A 19,343-nucleotide genomic window follows, 5' to 3' on the forward strand; every position below is an offset into this window, starting at 1 on the left:
TTTATCTTGTCCCGTGGGGGGGGGTTCCGTGGCGCTGGGTTTTTCTTTTATAAAATTTACCCCCGCCCCCCAGGGCCCCTGGCGGGTCGGGGCGCGGGGCCCCGCGGCCCCCCCCCCCCCCCCCCACGGTCGGAGAGATCCGCTCGCCTATTTCAGGTAGGGACCGTCGGCCCCGATCTTCCCGCCGCCGTTCAGCACGTACACCCGCAGGTTCCCCTTCCCGGGCGCGGCCACCGTGAGGCTGCCGTCGGTGACGGTCCGGGTGTCGCCGGTGACCGCGTCCCGGTAGGTGCCGTTAGGAATGCCGGTGTAGGCCGCCCCGCCCGAGACGGTGACGAGGGCGAAGCTGTCCGTGCCGCCCGCGGTGTAGCGCCGCTTGAAGGCCATGTCACCGGTGATGCCGTCCGTGGAGTACTGGCCCGTCTGCAGTGCGGGGACGCCCCGGCGGATCTGGTTCAGCCGCTGTACGTGCTTGACCAGCGGCTGTTCCAGCGTCGTGGCGACGGCGCCGGTGGCCGAGTCGACCTCGGAGAAGCCGGAGGCCCTCACCTCGCCGGCGACGTGGGCGCCGTAGTACGCCCGGCCGGTCGTGGCCAGCGGACAACTCGGGCCGCAGTCGATCTTCCTGCCCTTCCGGAACTCGATCTCCGAGCCGTAGTAGAGGGTGGGGATGCCGCGGAACGTCCACATCAGCGACATGTTCTCGGCCCAGGCGTCGGTGCCGCCCGTGTAGCGTTCGCTGCTCTTGTTGGGCCCGTAGTCGTGACTGTCGACGTAGACGACGTTGTACGTGGCGTCGTGGTAACTGTCGTCGGAGTCCTTGCCGTTGTGGAAGGCGTTGCTCGCGTCACCGAAGTTCATGTGCATGCGCATGTCGATGACGTTCATGCCGGAGAAGCGGCTGTGGTCCGGGGCGTGGTACGTGTTGCCGTCGAGGAAGGCGTTGGTGGACGTGGGCTGGTTCCCCGTCCCCTGCTGCTGCTCGTACTCGTACATCTCCAGGGCCGCCTTCGCGTCGTCGGCGCTGTACTCCTTGCGCTCCTTCCATGTGTAGAACTGCGCGGAGTGGTTGACCGAGCCCCGGTTCCACTTGTCGTTGACGAAGGCGGCGACCTCGCCGAAGACGAAGAAGTTCTTCGCCGCCTCGGCGCCGTGCTGCTGGGTGACGCGCTCCTGGATCGCGGGCAGGAAGCGGCGGTTCCAGGTGGTGCGCGGGATGTGCACGGCCGTGTCGACGCGGAAGCCGTCGACGCCCATGTCGATGTACTTGTCGTACGCGCCGATCAGGTAGTTCTGCACCTGCGCGTTCTCGGTGTCGAAGTCGGCGAGGTCCTCGTGCAGCCAGCAGGAACGGGAGTCCTCGCCCTCCCAGTTGCCGATCCAGCAGTTGTGGTAGAGCGCCTTGGGGAACATGCCGGACGTCGGGCTGGGCCACTGGCAGTTGTAGAGGGTGTAGCCCTCGGGGCTCTTGGCGCCGGTGGGCGTGCCCCAGTTGACACAGGTGTTGCCGGACGGCTCGGCGGTGGACCACAGGTCGCCGTTGTAGTAGGACTTGCCGCTCCTGGGGTCGACGGTCAGGCCGTCGTACTCGAACCCGGGCTGTTTCTCGTCGTAGTACCAGCTCCACTGGGAGTCGCGCACACCGTAGACGGTCGGGGTGAACAGGCCCTTGGCGCCCCAGCGGGAGGAGTGGTTGTAGACGACGTCCTGGTAGATCTTCATGCCCTTGGCGTGGGCCGCGTCGATGAGGTCCTGGTAGGAGGCGCCGGCGGACTCCAGGCGCGGGTCGACCTTGTAGAAGTCGTAGCCGTGGTAGCCGTGGTAGTCGTAGTCCGAGCGGTTGAGGACCACCGGGGTGATCCACACGGCGGAGAAGCCCAGGCCCTTGATGTAGTCGAGCTTGTCGACCAGGCCCTTGAAGTCGCCCCGGAACATGGGGTCCTCGTTGGCCGCGTTGCCGGACTTCTCGTGCTGGCTGCCGCCGCGGTTATTGGAGCCGTCGCCGTCGTTGAAGCGGGCGGTGAGGACGAAGTAGATCGGGTCCTTGCGCGGGTCGGTGGCAAGAGGCTTGCCGGCGGCGGGTGTCGGCGGCTTCGTGCCGGTGGTCGCCGTCGCGGCGGCCGAGGCCGCGGAGACGTTGCCGGCGGCGTCCACGGCCCGGACGGTGTAGGTGTAGGCGGTCCTCTCCTCCAGGTCCGTGTCGGAGAGGACGGTCGAGCCGACGTCGGTCACGACGTCGCCCTCGGTCCCGCCGGTGCGGGTGACCTGGTACGTGGTGACGCCCGTGTCGTCGGTGGACGGCTCCCAGGTCAGCACGACGGACACGCCGTCCGCCCGGGCGGTCACCCCGGCCGGGGCGGTCGGCGCCTGCGTGTCGGGCACCTCGTCGGCACACGGGTCGTCGGCGTCCTCGGTGACCGTGTTGTCGGAGACGGTGGTGACGCCGGTGGGCAGGGTGTAGTCGGCGCCCTTGTTGTTGTCCCACACACCGTTGCCGTTGTTGAACGCGGCCTTCATCGAGGTGGCCGTGCCGAGGTCGACGTCCTTCTTCCACCAGCCCGCGCACGCGGCCTGCATGCCGGCCCCCGGCACGGTGGTCCACGAACCGCCCGCCGGCTGGTAGTGGATGTTGGCGGTGGTCCAGCCGAGGGTCCGGGTGGAGTAGTAGACGGTGGCCCGGTTGCCGTCCCCCGGCGTCGGGTCCGGGTCCTCGCCGCCGGCGCAGGGGTCGGAATGGGCGATCACGCCGTCCTTGACCGTGATGTTCCCCGTGCCGAGGGCGTAGTTCTCGCCGGAGTTGTTGTCCCAGGTGTCCGAGCCGTCGTTGAAGGTGGCCTGCAGGCCCTCCGCCGTACCCAGGGTGACCGTCTTCTTCACCCAGTCGGTGCAGGCGGTCTCCATCGCCACGCCGGGGGCCGAGGTCCAGGAACCGCCGTCGGGCGCGTAGTGCAGGTTGTACCGGTCCCAGTTCTTCGTCTTCGTGTAGTAGAAGACGGTCGCCGTGTCGTCGGCCGTGGCGGCGGCGGGGACGGTCCCGGGGGAGGGGACGTTCCCGGGGGAGGGGGTGGCGGCCGACGGGACGGAAAGCAGCCCCAGGACGGCGCCGACGGCCACGGCTGCGGCCGACGGCCGTCCGGGCAGCCGTGTGCGGGTGCGTCTCATGCGTGTCTCCAGAGAAGGCGGGCGGCGGGGCCGCAGGGGGAGCGCCCCGGACTGTGAAAGTCCGAACGGAAAATTGCAGAAAGCTCTTACGGTGGCGGCAAGTTACCGGCGTGGAACAGCGCCGTAAAGGGGTCTCGCTTCAACTTTCCGCCGTACCGCCCCTGAACGTGCCCGCTTCGCAGGCCGCCTGACGCCACGTCATGGACCCAGGGCGGAGGGGGCGTCGGAGGGGTTGACCGTAATTGAACGTTGCCCTTACGGTCACGACCGCAACATCTTGCAGTCATCTTTCTGCAAGCCATTGCAAGGGTGGGCCGACTCCCCGGTCACCCGTCGGCCGGCACCCGGGACACCCGCATCCTCACACGGGAGACTCCATGCACCGGAGTACCAGCAGAGCACGCAGAACCACCGCCGCGGCGCTCGCCCTCACCGCCGGCGTGGCCGGCGGCCTCCTCACCGCCGCGGCACCGGCGCAGGCGGCCCCGCCCGGCGACAAGGACGTCACCGCGGTGATGTTCGAGTGGAAGTTCGACTCGGTGGCCAAGGCGTGCACCGACACCCTCGGCCCGGCCGGCTACGGCTTCGTCCAGGTCTCCCCGCCGCAGGAGCACATCCAGGGCGGGCAGTGGTGGACCTCCTACCAGCCGGTGAGCTACGAGATCGCGGGCCGCCTCGGTGACCGGGGGCAGTTCAAGGGCATGGTCGACACGTGTCACGCGGCGGGTGTGAAGGTCATCGCCGACTCGGTCGTCAACCACATGTCGGCCGGCAACGGCACCGGGACCGGCGGCTCCTCGTACACCAAGTACGACTACCCGGGCATCTACTCGGCGCCGGACTTCGACAACTGCACCTCGCGGATCAGCAACTACGGCGACCGCTTCAACGTCCAGGAGTGCGAGCTGGTCGGCCTCGCCGACCTGGACACCGGCGAGGACCACGTACGGGGGAAGATCGCCGGTTACCTCGACGACCTGCTGTCCCTGGGCGTCGACGGCTTCCGGATCGACGCGGCCAAGCACATGGCCGCCGGCGACCTGGCCGACATCAAGTCCCGGCTCGGCGATCCGAACGTGTACTGGAAGCACGAGGCCATCCACGGCGCGGGCGAGGCCGTCTCCCCGTCCGAGTACCTCGGCAGCGGCGACGTCCAGGAGTTCCGCTACGCACGCGACCTCAAGCGGATCTTCACCGGCGAGAACCTCGCGTACCTGAAGAACTTCGGCGAGAGCTGGGGCTATATGCCCTCGGACGAGTCCGACGTCTTCGTCGCCAACCACGACACCGAGCGCGGCGGCGACACCCTCAGCTACAAGGACGGCGCGAGCTACACCCTGGCCCACGTCTTCATGCTGGCCTGGCCCTACGGCAGCCCCGACGTCCACTCCGGCTACGAGTTCACCGACCGCGACGCCGGCCCGCCGAACGGTGGCCAGGTGAACGCCTGTCACAGCGACGGCTGGAAGTGCCAGCACGACTGGCGCGAGATCTCCTCCATGGTCGGCTTCCGCAACACCGCCCGCGGCCAGGCCGTGACCGACTGGTGGGACAACGGCGGCGACCGGATCGCCTTCGGACGCGGCTCCAAGGCGTACGTCGCCATCAACCACGAAGGCTCCTCGCTGACGCGCACCTTCCAGACCTCACTGCCCGCCGGCGACTACTGCGACGTCCAGTCCGGCAAGGGCGTCACCGTCGACGGGTCCGGCCGGTTCACCGCCACCCTCGGCGCCGGCACGGCCCTGGCCCTGCACGCGGGCGCCCGGAACTGCGACGGGGGCACCGACCCCGATCCTGACCCGGTGACCTCCGGCGTCTCCTTCGCCGTCAACGCCACCACCAGCTGGGGCCAGAACATCTACGTGACCGGCAACCGTCCGGAACTCGGCGACTGGAACCCGGGCGGCGCCCTCGAGCTCGACCCGGCCGCCTACCCGGTGTGGAAGCTGGACGTGGAACTCCCCGAAGGCACGTCCTTCGAGTACAAGTACCTCCGCAAGGACGAGGCGGGGAACGTGACCTGGGAGAGCGGCGCCAACCGCACCGCGACCGTCACCTCGACCCGGACCACCCTCGACGACACCTGGCGCGGCTGACGTTCCTCGCGTCCCGCCGCCGCACCGGACCGGCCCCGCCTCTCCCTCGCGGGCCCGGTCCGGTAGTGCCTGCGGTACCGGGAGGTGGGCAGTACGGGGGTTGGCGCGGGTGGTGGCGTACGCGGAAACCTACTGGCATGACACCACGCAAGGCGGCAGTACTCTCCTCGGCCCTCCTCCTCTCCCTGGGTGCCGTGGCGGTTGCCACCCCGGCTGCCGGGGGCACACCGAAGCACCCTTCCGCCCGGACCGTGACGAACGTGGTCGACGCGATCGAGCGCAGCGCCCACACACTGAGGAGCACAGACCCCGAAGGCAGCCTGCGGGACTTGGACGTGCTGGGCCGCATGGTGGGGGACGCCGAGGTGGTGGGCCTGGGCGAGGCCACCCACGGCTCCCGGGACTTCTTCCGGATGAAGCACCGGGTCCTGCGCCACCTGGTCGAGCGGAAGGGCTTCCGCTCCTTCTCCCTGGAACTGCCCTGGAGCAGCGGCGTCCGCGTCGACGAGTACGTGCTGTACGGCAGGGGCGACCTCACCCGCATAGCACGTGAGGAGTTCCAGGGCTCCTACCGCATCTGGAACAACGCGGACTACCTGAACCTCATCGAGTGGATGCGCGCCTACAACCGCCACCACCCCACCGACCCGGTGCGCTTCACGGGCAACGACATGGGCTACGCCGGACCGGAGCTGTACCGGCGGGTGACGGACCACGTGGCCCGCGCCCACCCGCGCCTGCGGTCACGCGTCACCGCCCTCTACGACGGCCTCGCCCCGACCACCGACGCCGCCACCTACCTGGAGCGTTACCTCGAACTGCCCCTGGTGGAACGCGAGAAGCGCGCCGAGCGCACCCGGAAGGTCCTCGAACTGCTCCGGAAACAGCCCCCGGCCCCCGGCACGAGCCGGCAGGAACACCTCTGGGCGGTCCAGCACGCCCGGGCCGTCCACCAGATGGCCGAGGGCTACTCCTACGACATCACCGACGAGGCCCAGGCCACGGAGATGATGAGGTACCGCGACCGGGTGATGGCCGAGAACACGGCCTGGTGGCACCGGCACACCGGCGACCGGATCCTGCTGTCCGCCCACAACACCCACGTCTCCTACGACGCCTTCGACCCGCGCTACCCGAAGACCCAGGGAGCCTTCCTGCGCGACACGCTGGGCGGCGACTACGTCAGCATCGGCTTCACCTTCCACAGCGGCGCCTTCAAGGCGTTCGGCACGGACGACGACGTGATCCGCACCTACCGCGTGGACGCCGCGAAGCCGGGCTCCAACGAACACACCCTGGACCGGGCCCGCCCACGCGACTACGTCCTGGACCTGCGCACCGTCCCCCGCTCCCTGCGCACCTGGCTGTCCGAACCGCGCCCCACCTGGAACATCGGCGCCGGCTGGCCCGACCCCATGGAGTACCGGATCGCCCTCGGCAAGGCCCACGACATCCTCATCCATCTGAACGAGGTCGAGGCGACCACGTACCTGGGCAGCCCCTGATTCCCGACCGGACCCGACACGAAAAATACCGATCATGCCCGTATGTGATCGAACAGGGCGCCTGATCGGTCGGTCCTCCCCCACCCCGCTGCACGCTGTCAGTGGCGGTCCGTAGTCTCGACGGTGTGGAGGGGAAAGAAGGAAACGCACCGCAGGGGCGGGAGACGGACGCGGACGACTGGCAGCGGCTCAGCGCGTACGCCTATCTCAGCGCGCCCGAGCGTCTGGAGTACATCGCGGTGATGCGCGTGTTCTGCGGCACGCTGCTGGCGGACCTGTCCGTACCCGACCTGATCGGCAAGCTGGCCGAGCGCGGTGGCCCGCAGGCGGTACCGGACGCGGAGACGCTCACCCGCAGGCTCGAGGAGCTCGTGCGCTGGGGCAACCTGCTGCGCAGCACCCATACCGTCAGGGCGACGAGCATCTCCGAGTACCAGCGCTCCCGCTCCCGCTACCAGCTCTCCAAGCTGGGGGAGCGGGTGCAGCGCGACGCGGACGAGGTGCTGTCCGGGGCGGACGCGGCCCGCGAGGTGAGCAGCGAGCTGCTGGCCCTGGTCGACCGCGGTCTGCGCGAGATCGCCGCCATGGCCGCGGCGCCGGGCGGCGCGGACCCGCAGCAGGCGCTGGAGCGGATCAGCACCCTCTTCGTCCAGTTCACCGGCTTCGCCGATTCCGTCCGCGACTTCTACGCCTACCTGGGCCAGGTGCTGGCACGCTACGACCTCGACTCGGCCGAGTACCAGGGGTTCAAGGAACTGCTGCTCGACTACGTGCAGGCCATCACCGAGGACGTCTCCTTCCGGGCCCCGCGCATCGCCGCCCACCTGGACGCCGTCCGGCCCCACCTGCCCGCGCTGCTCGCCCGCATCGACGAGCACACGGCGGGCATCGGAGCACTCGCCGGCGCACTGCCCGAGACCCGGGTGCAGCGCAGCCGCGGCCGGGACCTGGCGGACTGGGAGGGACTGCGCGAGTGGTTCGCCACCGGCGGAGCGCACTCCAGCCAGGTGGACCAGCTGCGGGACGCCACCCTGCGCGCCCTGCACTCCCTCCTCGCCAACGCCAAGCGGATGCTGCGCTCGGCCTCCGGCGAGATGTCCCGACGCAAGGACCTGCTGCGGCTGGCGGCCTGGTTCGACGCCGCGGAGCCGGAGGAGGCCCACGACCTGGCGGTCGCCGCCTTCGGCCTCTACGGCGCCCGCCACCTGGGAGTCGCGCCGGACCCCGACGGGTCCGTGCCGGCCTACGTGAGCTGGTGGACCGGGCCCGTGGTGGACGTGCCGGTGGCCCTGCGCGAGCGCGGCAGCCGGACCCCGCGCGGACGCGCGGCGGCGGCCGAGGACCACTCCGAGCAGAAGCACCGCCTCATGGAGCAGGCCCGGCGGCAGGCCGCGGCCCGCCGGTCGGCGGCCGACGAACTGCGCAGCGCCTCCGGCCGGTTCGACCAGGTGCGCCTCGGCGCCCCGGCCATGCGCCTGCTGCTGGAACTGCTCACCACCGCCCTCGGCAACGCCCGGCCGCACCAGGACGCGGACGGCTTCCTGCTCCACGGCGCACAGGCGGCCGACGCGGACCTCGGCATCCGGCTGACCGCGTGGCGCACGCCCGGCCGGTCCACCGTCCTGCGGTCCGTGGACGGCGACCTGACCGCGGACGACCTCACCGTGGCCGTCGAGAGCACCTCCGCGCCCGCGGTGGGAGAGCCGACGCCCGCGGTGGGAGAGCCGACGCCCGCGGTGGGAGAGCCGACGCCCGCGGTGGGAGAGCCGACGCCCAAGGTGGGAGAGCCGACGCCCGAGGCCGGGGAGGCGAGCGCCTGATGCCCCTGCCCTCCGCCCACGACGTCGCCCTCGCGGCCGAGCGCCGCACCGCCGCCCGGCTCCTGCTGGCCCACCCCCTGGTCACCAGCACCGGACCGCACAGCGACACGTTCCCCCTGATCCGCCGCCACGCCGACTGGCTCGCCCAGCGCTTCCAGCAGGTGTTCGGCTACCGCCTGCTGGTCGAGGCCTCCTACGCCAGGCTGTTCAAGGCGGGCCTCGGCCCCGGCTCGGGCCACCGCCTTCAGCGGCCGTCGACCGGCACGCCGTTCACCCCGCGGACGTACGCCTACCTGGCCCTGGCCCTGTCCGTCCTCGTCACCGCCCCGGAACAGCTCCTGCTCTCCCAGCTCGTCGCCGACCTGCGCGCCGCGGCCGTCGACGCCGGAATCGAGATCACCGACACCGGACGGCAGGCCGAACGGCGGACCCTGGCGGCCGCCCTGCGGCAGCTCGTCGACTGGGGCGTCCTGGTGGAGACCGAGGGCCAGGTGACGGCCGTCGCCGAGGAACGGGCCGGGGAGGCGCTGCTCACCGTGGACCGCGACATCGCGCGCGCCGTCGTCGCCGGCCCGCTCAACCGGAGCCGCGACGGCGCGGACCTCGTGCGCCGGGCCGCCGACCCCGGCTTCGGAGGGCCCCGTACGTACGTCCGCCGCCGTCTCGTCGAGACCCCCGTCGTCCACCTCGACGACCTCACCGACGCCGAACGCGATTGGCTGCGCACCCGGCAGCGGCGCGAGGCGCAGGCATTCTCCGAACTGCTCGGCCTGGAGGCCGAGATCCGCGCCGAGGGCATCGCGCTGATCGACACGGACGACGAACTCACCGACCTGCGCTTCCCCGGCACCGGCACGGTCGCCCAGGCCGCGCTGCTCCTCGTGGAGCGCCTCGTCGACCGGCTGCGCCCCGAAGAGGCGGGCCATCCGGCGGTCGGCGGCCGGCTCGTCGTCGGCGTACCCGTCCCGGACGGACTGCTGCCCGGCCTGCTCGACGAGCTGATCGAGGAGTACGGCAGGCGCGGCGCCTGGCAGCGCGGCCACCTGGAGGACCGGGACGGATTCCTCGACGCCGTGCTCGACCTCCTCGCCCGGATGCGCCTGATCGCGCCCGCGGGACCCGTCCGCGCGGACGGCCACGGCCTGCCCGAGGAGTACGACGGGACGGCCACCGACGGCCGCTCCGTCACCGACGTCTCGGGCGCACGCGGCCAGGGCCCCGCCGGCAGTGGCTGGATCCTGCTCGCCGCGGCCGCCCGCTACGCCACCACGGTGGCGCTCACCCCGCGTACCGCCCCCTCCCCGACGGACGACCCCGGCAAGGAGCCGCCCCGATGAACCGCCCGCCGTCCCCGCACCGCTACCGACTGCACCGCGCGGGCATCCGGAACGTGTGGCAGTACGACCACCAGGAGTTCACCTTCGGCGAGGGCCGCCTGCTGCTGCGCGGCAAGAACGGCGCCGGCAAGTCCAAGGCCCTGGAGATGCTGCTGCCCTACCTCCTCGACGGCGACGCCCGCGCGCTGGACGCCACGGGAACCGGACGCACCACCCTGGCCTGGCTCATGCTCGACGGCTTCGCCCGGACCAACCGGCTGGGCTACCTGTGGCTGGAGTTCGCGCGCACGGACGAGGAGGGCGACGAGCAGCACCTGACCGTCGGCGCGGCCGTCCGCGCGTCGCAGTCGACCCGGACGGCGAGGCCCTTCTTCTTCACCACCCGGCTGCGGGTCGGCGAGGACCTCGACCTCGCCCCCGCCGGCCAGCCCCTCCCCGTGGACCGGCTGAAGACGCTGGTCGGCCCGGAGAACGTCACCGACCGCGCCGTCGAGCACCGGGCCAGGGTCGCCCGCGACCTGTTCGGCCTCACCGACCCGGCGCGCTACCGCAACCTGCTCCACCTCCTGCACCGGCTGCGCCGCCCCACCATCGGCGACCGCATCGACTCCGGCGGACTCGTCCAGGTCCTCGCCGAGACCCTGCCCGCCCTCGACGACGAGGTCGTCGAGAAGGTGGCCCGCAGCCTGGACGACCTGGACTCCGTCCGGGCCCACCTCGGACGCCTCGAACGCACCGACCGGGCACTGCGCACCTTCCTCACCGGCTACCGCGGCTACCTCCACGGGGCGCTGCGCCGCCGTACGGACCGGGCCGGCGCGGAACTGGAGCGGCTCAGGGAGCACCGCAGGGCCGCGGGCGACGCCGCCCGCACGGCGGAGGAACTCCGCGGGCGCGAACGGGATCTCGACGCCCGCATCGACCGCCTCGTGGCGGAGCGGGAAGCGGCCGGGACGGACCTGGCCGCACTGCACGCGAGCGCCGGCTACCGCAGTCTGCGGGAACTGGGGGAGAAACGCGCCACCGTCACCGCCCTGCACAGCGCGGCCGGCGCCGCGTTCCGGGCCGTACGCCAGGCACACCTGGGCGAGGAGGAGGCGGGGCGGCGCCTCACCGCCGAGGCCGCGCGGCTCGGCGCGGAGCTGGTCGACCTGAGCACCGCCCACGCCGAGTCGGTACGGGAAGCCGAACGGGCCGGGCTGGACCCCGTGCACCTCGGGGAGCCCGTCGCGACGCCGGCCGCCCCGGTCGCACCGGCCACCACGGTGCAACTGACCGCCCCGGACGGCGACTTCCACCTGGTCCGGCACAGTGAGGTGCGGGCGGTCGACACCGGGATCTGCGCCACCGCGCTGCACGCCTGGGACGCCCGGCTCGACGCCGTACAGCCGGTGATCAGGAACCGGGTCCGGTTCGTCACCGAACTGGCCGCCCTCATCGAACGGTCGAACGAGGCCCGGCGCGAGGCGGACGAGGCCGACGCCGCGCGCGAGCACCTGGAGGACCAGGTGGAGCACGCCCGCACCCGGGCGGAGCAGTGCCGGCGGGAGACGGCCCACGCGTCGAAGACCTACGCGGAGGAGGCCGGAGCCTGGACCGGGCGGCTGCGCGAGCTCACCGGGCTGCCCCTGGACGAGGTGCTCGCCCCGCTCGCACACGACCCGTCCGACGGACCACTGTCCGCCCGCACCCCCGACGAGGTGGCGGAGACGGCCCGCTCCGCCGTGGAACCGTGGCTGGCGGCCCTGGGCGAGGAACGCGACACCCTCGCCCTGGCCGTCCGCGCGCTGGAGACCGAGCGGGACGACCTCCGCCGCCGGCGCGAGGAGTGGGAACGCCGTGCCGACCCCGAGCCCCCGCCCCCGCCGCACCGCGCGGCCCTCCGCGCCCCCGGCACCGGGGCGCCCCTGTACCGCCTGGTGGACTTCGTCCCCGGCCTGCCCCCGGACGCGCGGGCGGGAGTGGAGGCCGCGCTGGAGGCGAGCGGCCTGCTCGACGCCTGGGTGCACGCCGACGGTACGGCCCTCGACCCGGCCACGCACGACACCCTCCTGGTCCCGGGAGCCCCGGTCGCGGGGCCGTCGCTCACCCGCGTGCTGCGGCCGGTCGACGCACCGGACAGCGGCGTGACGGCGGAACAGGTCCAGCGCCTGCTGGAGTCGGTGGCCCTCGCCGAGGACGCCGCCGCCCCGCACACCGACCCGCACACCGCCGCGGACACCGGTGCGCACACCGCGGCCGGCGCCGACGGCTCCTGGCGGCTCGGCGTCGCCCGCGGCCGCCACCTCAAGCAGGCCGCCGAGTACGTGGGCGCGGAGGTCCGCGCGGAGACCCGCCGCCGGGCACTGGCGGACCTCGACCGCCGGCTGGCCGACGCGGACGCCACGCTGGAGGAGCGCCGGCAGGCCCTGCGCGCCCTCACCGACCACCGCGACCGGGCCGGCGAGACCCTGCGCAGACCGCCCTCGCCGCGCGGACTCACGGACGCGTGGGCCCGTACCGCCGAGGTCGAGGGCGCCGTCACGTCCCTCACCGCGCGGGCGTCCACGGCGGCCCGCGAGGCGCAGCGGGCGCGGGCCCGCGCGGTCGCCGCCCGGCGCGAGACCGAGGCGACGGCGAACGCCCAGGACCTGCCGGCGGACCCGGCCGCGCTCGAGACGGTCCGCCTCGCCCTGGACCGCCTCGGACGCGGTACCCAGTACCTGCGGCGACGGATGCGCGTGGTCCTGGACACGGTCGAAGGCCACCGCGGCGGCCGGACGGACCACGAGCACGCCGTCGCGGCCCGCCGGGAGGCCGAGACGGACTACGCCGAGCCGCTCGACCGCCTGGAGACCGCCCGCCGCACCGTCCGGGCCCTGGAGGAGGCCCTCGGCGCCACGGAACAGGAGATCCTCGCCCACGAGGCCGAGGCGAAGCGCCGCCTGGACGCCGTGGGACGCCAGCTCCCGCGCCTGCGGGACGACCGGGCCGAGGTGCACGATCTGCGCGTACGGGCGGAGGAGGACGACAGGAGGCGGCGCGAGGCACTCGCCGCCCAGGAGGACGAGGTGCTGGCCTGCGGCAGACGACTGCGCACGGCACTCGCGCTGCCGGGTCTGCTGCGCGGGGCGGGGCTCGACGCCGAAGCGGACGAAGGCGCCCTGAAGTCCCCGGACCCCGTCCACCACGACGTGCGGGAGCGCCTCACCGCACTGGACCGGCTGACCGGCGCCGTGCGCCGCGGCCTGGACGCCGAGCGCCACGACCTCTCGGACACCGCCCTCCTCAACCGCCACACCGAACTGCGCGACCAGCTCTCCGGCGGCTACGACGCGACCCTCGAGGAGCACGACGGCATCAAGCTGTGCCGGCTCGTCAACGACCAGGGCCCGAGCGACGTCGCCCGGGTCGGCGAGCGCATCGCGGCCGAGGCCGCCGAAGCACGCGACCGCCTCACGGAACGCGAGAGCGAGGTCTTCCAGCGCTTCCTGGCCGGAGAGCTGGGCGACCACCTGTCCGCACAGGTGCTCGCCGCCGGCGCCCTGGTCACCGCCCTCAACACCACCCTCGCCACGGTCCGCACCTCGCACGGTCTCGGCGTCACCCTCGACTGGAAGCTCGCCGACGGGGTGGAGGCGGACGTCAAGGCGGCCGTGGACCTCCTGCGCAGCCCCGCGGGCCTGCGCACCCGCGAGCAGTCCGAGCAGCTCCGCGACGTCCTCCAGCGCCGGATCGAGGACGCCCGCCGCGCCGACCCGGCCGCCGGTTACGCGGCCCACCTGCGCACCGCCCTGGACTACCGCGGCTGGTTCACCTTCACCCCCTGGGTGGTGGACGACGCGGCCCCCGGCAGCCGCCGCAAGCTCTCCGGCCGCACCGGCCTGAGCCAGGGCGAACAACGGGTCCTGTCCTACCTGGTCCTCTTCGCCGCGGCGGCGGCGCACTTCACCGGCCTCGCCGACGCCGCCCCGCACACCCCCCGTCTGATCCTCCTCGACGACGCGTTCGCCAAGGTCGACGAGCCCACCCACGCCCGCCTCGGCCGCATCCTGGTCGACCTGGACCTCGACTTCGTCCTCACCAGCGAACGCCTGATCGGCAACTGGCCCGACGTGCCCTCCCTGCACATCTACGAGTGCCTGCGAGACCCGCACGTACGGGGCGTGGCGACGCTCCACTACACGTGGAACGGACGGCAGCGAAGGCTGATGCCGGTATGAGCGGCCCCGGACGCGCCGACGAGGGTCCCCTGGACGACGGGGCCCTCGCCTTCCTCACCCGGCCGGGCCTCACCCGCCTCTGGACGGCCGTACGTGCCCGCCTCGAACGCAACGGCCTCCAGCCGACCGGTGTCCTCAGGCTCCAGCACCTGGACGCACCGGAACGCGAGGCGCTCTCCCTCCTCCTGGCCCGGCCGGTCACCGGCCCCACCGCCACCGTCCGCCTGCCGGACCTGGACGCCCGGCTGCGCGCCAGCGCGGCCGGCCGGGGCCTGGCCGCGACCCTGGAGGAACTGGGCCCGCCCCTGACGGACCGCAGGGCGATCCGCGACGCGGCGGCGGCCGAACGGACTCGCGTCTGGTCGACGGCGCGAACGGAGCTGGAGTCCACCTCCCTGTCGTCCCGCCCCTGGACGGAGCGGTGGCTGGAGGACCTACGACGCGGCGGCACCCTCACCCGTCAGGACCCGCACACCGCGACCACGGTCGTCACCCAGGCGATCCGCACCCTGGCGACCCTCTTCCCGGACGGCGACGCGTCCCCCGCCCCGGCCTCCTGGGGCCGCGGCGAACTGGCCACCCGCGCCACCGGCTCCGCCCACGGCCTGGACGACGGCACCCTGCTGTCCCGACTGGTCCTCCGGGGCATAGCCCTGGCGCACGACACCGACTTCCCCACCGACGCCCCCGCCCGCCGGGCCCTGTGGCGCACGGCCTCGGTCACCCCGGACGAGGTCTCCAGCACGGTCCTCACCCACGGCCTGCGCCCCACCGGCGGCACCTGGCAGGAGACGGCCCTGCGCGAACGCGCCGACCACCACAGGGAAACCCACCTGACCCTGCGCGAACTACGCACCCTGTCCCTGCGGTTGCCGCCCGGCACCCGGGTCCACGTCTGCGAGAACCCCCGCGTGGTCGAGGCCGCCGCCGACGCCGCCCGCACGGCGCCCCTGGTCTGCACCGCGGGCAGCGCGACGACGGTCGTCCTCACCCTCCTCGACGCCCTGGCGGCGGCCGGCTGCGCCTTCGCCTACCACGGCGACTTCGACTGGCCCGGCATCACCCTCGCCAACCGCGTCATCCGGCGCTACGCCGCCGAGCCGTGGCGCATGCGCGCCCCCGACTACGAACACCTGGCGACCCGCGCCCGGTTGCACGGCACCCCGCACCTCCCCCTCACCGGCCCGCCGGTGGAGGCCGCCTGGGACCCGGAACTGGCTCCCGCCATGGAGGCGCTGGACACCGCCCTGCACGAGGAGGCGGCGCTGGACCTGCTCCTGGAGGACCTCGGCTGAAGGGTTCAGGCACCCCGCGAACAAAGTGGGCGGACTCGGTGACGACGACAGTCACTGCCTACCTGTGACGCAGGTCGGCGTCGGTCTGGTGACCGTTTCTTGCTGCCGAGGTACTGTGAAAACTCAGTCAATTAATCGCTCGCGAGAATGTGTGCGAAACGGGGTGCTGTGGCGTACCGTTGCCCGGCGATATTGAGACATCCATGAGACCGGAAGGACACCATGGCCCAGCATGACGAGCCGGTGACCGTGACACTGGCCGGCATCGCCCGGCTGGCTGGTGTAGGGCGCGCAGCCGTCAGCAACTGGCGTCGGCGGCATGATGACTTCCCGTCCCCGGTGGCCGGTACGGACGCCAGTCCGCAGTTCTCCCTCGACTCGGTCGAGGAGTGGCTGACCAGGCATGGAAAGGGCGATGCCGTCGCCAGTGGCTGGGAGCGTTTGTGGCCTCGTATCGAGGACTTGGGTGACCGGGACCGCATGGGACTTCTCATCGCTCATGTGGGCATGCAGTTGAGCAAGGGCGGTGCGATGCCGGCGGAGTACGCCGCATCGGATGCGACAGGACCGGAGCGGGCTTTGGCAGAGGAAGCCCTTCGCCTGGCGCGGAAGGACGGCGAGAGCGGAGGCAGCGGATTTCTTTTTCTCCTGGGGCGCTGGCTCGGCACGCATGTGCGACAGATCGCCACGACTCCGCCTCCCCTCGCTGATCTCATGACGGAAATCGCGCAGGCGGCGCGGGCCGGGGGACGTGTGCGTTCTGTCGTCGATCCGGCTTGCGGCACCGGAGGGCTGCTCGTCGCAGCAGCTCGTAGGTGGACGGATGAGGACGGCCTCGAACTGGTCGGCCATGACCGTGACTCTGTTCTCGTGAGGTTGGCGGAAGCCTGGTTGGCCTTGGAAGCACCGGAAACAGAGTGCAAGGTGCTGGCGGCCGACACGCTGCGGGACGATCCTCTGCCCCAGGCCGATGCGGACCTGGTTCTGTGCAACCCTCCTTCCAATGAGCGGGACTGGGGCCACGGCGAACTCGCCACCGACCGACGCTGGCAATTCGGGCAGCCACCCCGTACCGAGCCCGAATTGGCTTGGGTTCAGCACATTCTCTCCTTGCTGGGTCCGGAGGGTCTGGCCGTCGTGCTGCTGCCGCCGGCCGTCGCCTCGCGTCGCGCCGGGCGGCGCATCCGGGCCGGGCTCGTCCGTGCGGGTGCGGTCCGCATGGTGGTGGCGCTACCGGCCGGCGCGGCCCAGCCCTATGGAGTGGGTCTGCATCTCTGGTTGTTGGGTTCGCCGGCGGGGGGGCACACTGCTTCTTCCGCCTTGTTCGTGGACACGGCCGATTGTCGTCACACTCCGGCTACAGGACGCGGTCAAGCTGTGGACTGGGACGCCGTGCGCGATCGGATACTGGCTGGACTCAGAGGCGACGCGGCTGAGGGGACGGCCGTGGTTCCGGTGCTGGACCTGCTCGGTGACGAGACCGATCTCACGCCGGCCCGGCACGTGCCTGCCACGGTGGCCGCCACTGCTGTGGATCTACGCCGGTCATGGACGGATTTCGACGCTGCTTTGCTGGCGTTGCGTGACAGTAGCCAGGCGCTCCGCGCGCTCACCGTAGTGCGTGAGCCGGGTGACCGCCTCGATGTGAGTGTGGCCGAACTCGAGCAGACGGGTGCGGTCACTCTGGCCGCGGGGACTCCTTTGCCTGCGGACTTGGTTCAACGTGGTCCCCGGCCCGATGAAGCGGTGCCGACTCTCACCCCTTTGCTCATGGGTGAGGGGCACGGTGGTCAGCAGTGGATGACTCCCGAGGATGTGGAGCGCCTGCACGGGAAAGGGGAACTCACGATCACCGCATTCGGCGATGTGGTGGTTGTGGGTGCCACGCAGGGATACGACGCCTGGGTGGAGACCAAGGCACCCACAGTGCTCGGGCCCCATCTGCACCGATTGCGTGTCGACCCCGAACGCCTCGATCCGTTCTTCCTGGCGGCATGCCTCCGGGTGCGTTCGAACGCACGACGCGCGGGTACGCATGCCTCGGTGTCGTCCCGCATCGACGTACGACGCCTGCGGGCGCTGAGACTGCCCCTGGAGGAGCAGCGACGCCATGGTGAAATCCACCGGCAACTGGTCGAGTTCCAGCATGCCGCGGCGGAAATGAGTTCGGTGAGTGAAGTCCTGGGGGATGTTCTCGCCGGGCTGTTGGCGGGTGGGGGGCTGGCCGGTGGATGAGGGCCTGACATGCGACACAGGCCATCACTCGTGACACCAGGAGAACACGTCCTCGATCAGCTGCTGGGCAGCCTTTCGAGCAGCGTCTCGACGACCGTCGCGTGTCCCCACTCGGCCAGTTCCTGACCCACCTCGCGGCAGCGACGTACGAGCCGGTCGGGCACATCCGGCAGGAGCGCGCACGCCTCCAGGACTACGCGTTTCCAGGAGAGCAGGGCACCGCGTGCGTCGTCCTCTTCCGGAACGGTGCACTCGGCCGCTCCGATCCGGGCCTCCAGAGCCAGGACGTGTTCTGTCGTTCCCACGGCGGCTCCCGCCACCTCGCGCGCCACCGCACGGTAGTGGGAACCGGCGCCTGGCCAGTCCCCCGAGAGCCGGGCGGCGTCGGCGCGGAGGAGCAGTGCTCGGAGCACATCCGGGTCGCGTCCGCCCCAGTGGTTTCGGGCGTCCGGCAGGCACCGCGCGAGCTGCTGCGCGTATGGTCCCGGCCCGTGTTCGGTCAGTTCGGCCTCTGTCTGCGCGATCAGGGATCGCAGACCGGCTCGGGTGGGCCCGACCGATGACGGGCGGTGCACTGTGGGCCGACGTCGGCCGGCGGCAGCGGCCTGGCGGGCTCGGGCATCGACCGCGCTGGCCGTCGTGGTGTTCCCGGCCCTGAACGGTGCAGTGGGGTCCGGCACCAGGACCGGATGTGGGGCCGGGGTGTCAAGCCGTGGAAGGAACGGCTGAAGGGTCGTTTCGGCCTCTGCGGCGGTGGGACGGGCGGCGGGATCCTTGTCGAGCATCCGTGCGGCAAGGTCGACGAGGCTGTTCGGGAGTCCGTCGACAAAGGCGTCCAGGCGTGGGGCGGGGGTTTCGCAGTGGTGCCACTCGATCATGTGATCGGGGCTGCTCATCATGAATACATGCTCCCCGGTGACCAGCCGGAACAGGGTGCAGCCGACGCCGTAGACGTCGGCTGCCGGTCCTGGGTTGCGTTCGCCGAGGATGATCTCCGGAGCTTTGTACCCGATGCTGCCGGGGGTCCGGCCCTCGGTGTGCCGGGTCGCATCGGGGTCGGTCGGAAGAGCGATGCCGAAGTCGACCAGATGCGCAGTGCCGTCATCGGCCAGAACGATGTTGTGCGGCTTGACATCGCGATGGATGACGCCGGCGGCGTGCACGCGCGTCAGGATGCGGAGCACCTGGACGATGACGGCGACGGTGGCGGTCAGCGTAGGGCGATGGGTGACGAGGAAGTCACGGAGATTCTTTCCCTCGATGAACTCCGTGACGAGATAGGGCCTTCCGCACGCGAAGTCGTAGCCCACGAGGCGGGGCACCCCCTGCCCGCCCAGTCTTTCGTGCATCGCGCGCTCGCGTTCGAACCGCTTGAAGTCGTTCGCACCGGGGCGTACGCCGCCGTAGCCGGCCGGTCCTTCCCAGAAGGTGCGAGCCAGGAACTTCACGGCGACGGTCCGTCCTGTCGTCGGGTCCAGCGCCCGGTACACGCTTCCCATTCCTCCGCTGCGCGGGCCGCCCGTGATCTCGAATCTCCCGGCGAACACCTTCCCGGACTCCATCGTCCTGCCCTCCTCCGTGGTCAACTGCGGCCCGGTCCAACGATAGTGGTGACACGTCAGTTCGCATCAAGTCATTTGACTTAGTTCACAGCGTAGGTCACTCTGACACACGTTCTGCTCGTCGAG

The 19,343-nt window shown here is 71.7% G+C and carries 9 protein-coding genes; 7 read left to right on the forward strand and 2 right to left on the reverse strand.

Annotated features, from left to right (window positions below; genetic code table 11):
* Positions 1–147: 147 nt before the first annotated feature.
* Complete coding sequence (locus tag ACIA6T_RS29885; RefSeq protein WP_399449612.1) at positions 148–3,162, reverse strand: carbohydrate binding domain-containing protein; 3,015 nt, start codon at positions 3,160–3,162, stop codon at positions 148–150.
* Positions 3,163–3,539: 377 nt separating this feature from the next.
* On the opposite strand from ACIA6T_RS29885, the gene ACIA6T_RS29890 reads away from it, so the two are divergent.
* The 7 genes from ACIA6T_RS29890 (at position 3,540) to ACIA6T_RS29920 (ending at position 17,655) form a co-directional block, all read left to right on the forward strand.
* Positions 3,540–5,261 carry a carbohydrate-binding module family 20 domain-containing protein gene (locus ACIA6T_RS29890; RefSeq protein WP_399449613.1) on the forward strand — a complete coding sequence of 574 codons (1,722 nt, stop codon included), beginning with the start codon at positions 3,540–3,542 and terminating at the stop codon, positions 5,259–5,261.
* Positions 5,262–5,398: 137 nt separating this feature from the next.
* Positions 5,399–6,766, forward strand: coding sequence for an erythromycin esterase family protein (locus ACIA6T_RS29895; protein ID WP_399449614.1), 1,368 nt, complete (start codon positions 5,399–5,401; stop codon positions 6,764–6,766).
* Positions 6,767–6,891: 125 nt separating this feature from the next.
* Positions 6,892–8,586: a TIGR02677 family protein gene (locus ACIA6T_RS29900; RefSeq protein ID WP_399449615.1), complete on the forward strand. Its 1,695-nt coding sequence runs from the start codon at positions 6,892–6,894 to the stop codon at positions 8,584–8,586.
* Positions 8,586–9,923, forward strand: a complete 1,338-nt coding sequence (locus ACIA6T_RS29905) for a TIGR02678 family protein (RefSeq protein ID WP_399449616.1) — start codon at positions 8,586–8,588, stop codon at positions 9,921–9,923. Before ACIA6T_RS29900 ends, ACIA6T_RS29905 begins: the two co-directional genes overlap by 1 nt.
* Positions 9,920–14,125, forward strand: coding sequence for a TIGR02680 family protein (locus ACIA6T_RS29910; protein ID WP_399449617.1), 4,206 nt, complete (start codon positions 9,920–9,922; stop codon positions 14,123–14,125). Before ACIA6T_RS29905 ends, ACIA6T_RS29910 begins: the two co-directional genes overlap by 4 nt.
* Positions 14,122–15,420 carry a TIGR02679 family protein gene (locus tag ACIA6T_RS29915; RefSeq protein WP_399449618.1) on the forward strand — a complete coding sequence of 433 codons (1,299 nt, stop codon included), beginning with the start codon at positions 14,122–14,124 and terminating at the stop codon, positions 15,418–15,420. The genes ACIA6T_RS29910 and ACIA6T_RS29915 overlap by 4 nt, the downstream gene beginning before the upstream one ends.
* A gap of 222 nt (positions 15,421–15,642) precedes the next feature.
* Positions 15,643–17,655 (forward strand): N-6 DNA methylase, encoded by a 2,013-nt coding sequence (locus ACIA6T_RS29920; RefSeq protein ID WP_399449619.1) that lies wholly within the window; start codon positions 15,643–15,645, stop codon positions 17,653–17,655.
* Between the two features lie 56 nt (positions 17,656–17,711).
* Here ACIA6T_RS29920 and ACIA6T_RS29925 read toward each other — a convergent pair whose 3' ends face one another.
* On the reverse strand, positions 17,712–19,217 hold the full coding sequence (locus ACIA6T_RS29925; RefSeq protein WP_399449621.1) for a serine/threonine-protein kinase: 1,506 nt from the start codon (positions 19,215–19,217) through the stop codon (positions 17,712–17,714).
* Positions 19,218–19,343: the final 126 nt, after the last annotated feature.

It is taken from the genome of Streptomyces sp. NPDC051740 (genome assembly GCF_044453165.1).
Taxonomy (GTDB): Bacteria; Actinomycetota; Actinomycetes; order Streptomycetales; family Streptomycetaceae; genus Streptomyces; species Streptomyces atrovirens.

Excerpts from the sequence above, each read along its gene's own strand:
- ACIA6T_RS29885 (WP_399449612.1), bottom strand. The coding sequence starts at position 3,162 with ATGAGACGCACCCGCACACGGCTGCCCGGACGGCCGTCGGCCGCAGCC.
- ACIA6T_RS29890 (WP_399449613.1), top strand. The coding sequence starts at position 3,540 with ATGCACCGGAGTACCAGCAGAGCACGCAGAACCACCGCCGCGGCGCTC.
- ACIA6T_RS29895 (WP_399449614.1), top strand. The coding sequence starts at position 5,399 with ATGACACCACGCAAGGCGGCAGTACTCTCCTCGGCCCTCCTCCTCTCC.
- ACIA6T_RS29905 (WP_399449616.1), top strand. The coding sequence starts at position 8,586 with ATGCCCCTGCCCTCCGCCCACGACGTCGCCCTCGCGGCCGAGCGCCGC.
- ACIA6T_RS29910 (WP_399449617.1), top strand. The coding sequence starts at position 9,920 with ATGAACCGCCCGCCGTCCCCGCACCGCTACCGACTGCACCGCGCGGGC.
- ACIA6T_RS29915 (WP_399449618.1), top strand. The coding sequence starts at position 14,122 with ATGAGCGGCCCCGGACGCGCCGACGAGGGTCCCCTGGACGACGGGGCC.
- ACIA6T_RS29920 (WP_399449619.1), top strand. The coding sequence starts at position 15,643 with ATGGCCCAGCATGACGAGCCGGTGACCGTGACACTGGCCGGCATCGCC.
- ACIA6T_RS29925 (WP_399449621.1), bottom strand. The coding sequence starts at position 19,217 with ATGGAGTCCGGGAAGGTGTTCGCCGGGAGATTCGAGATCACGGGCGGC.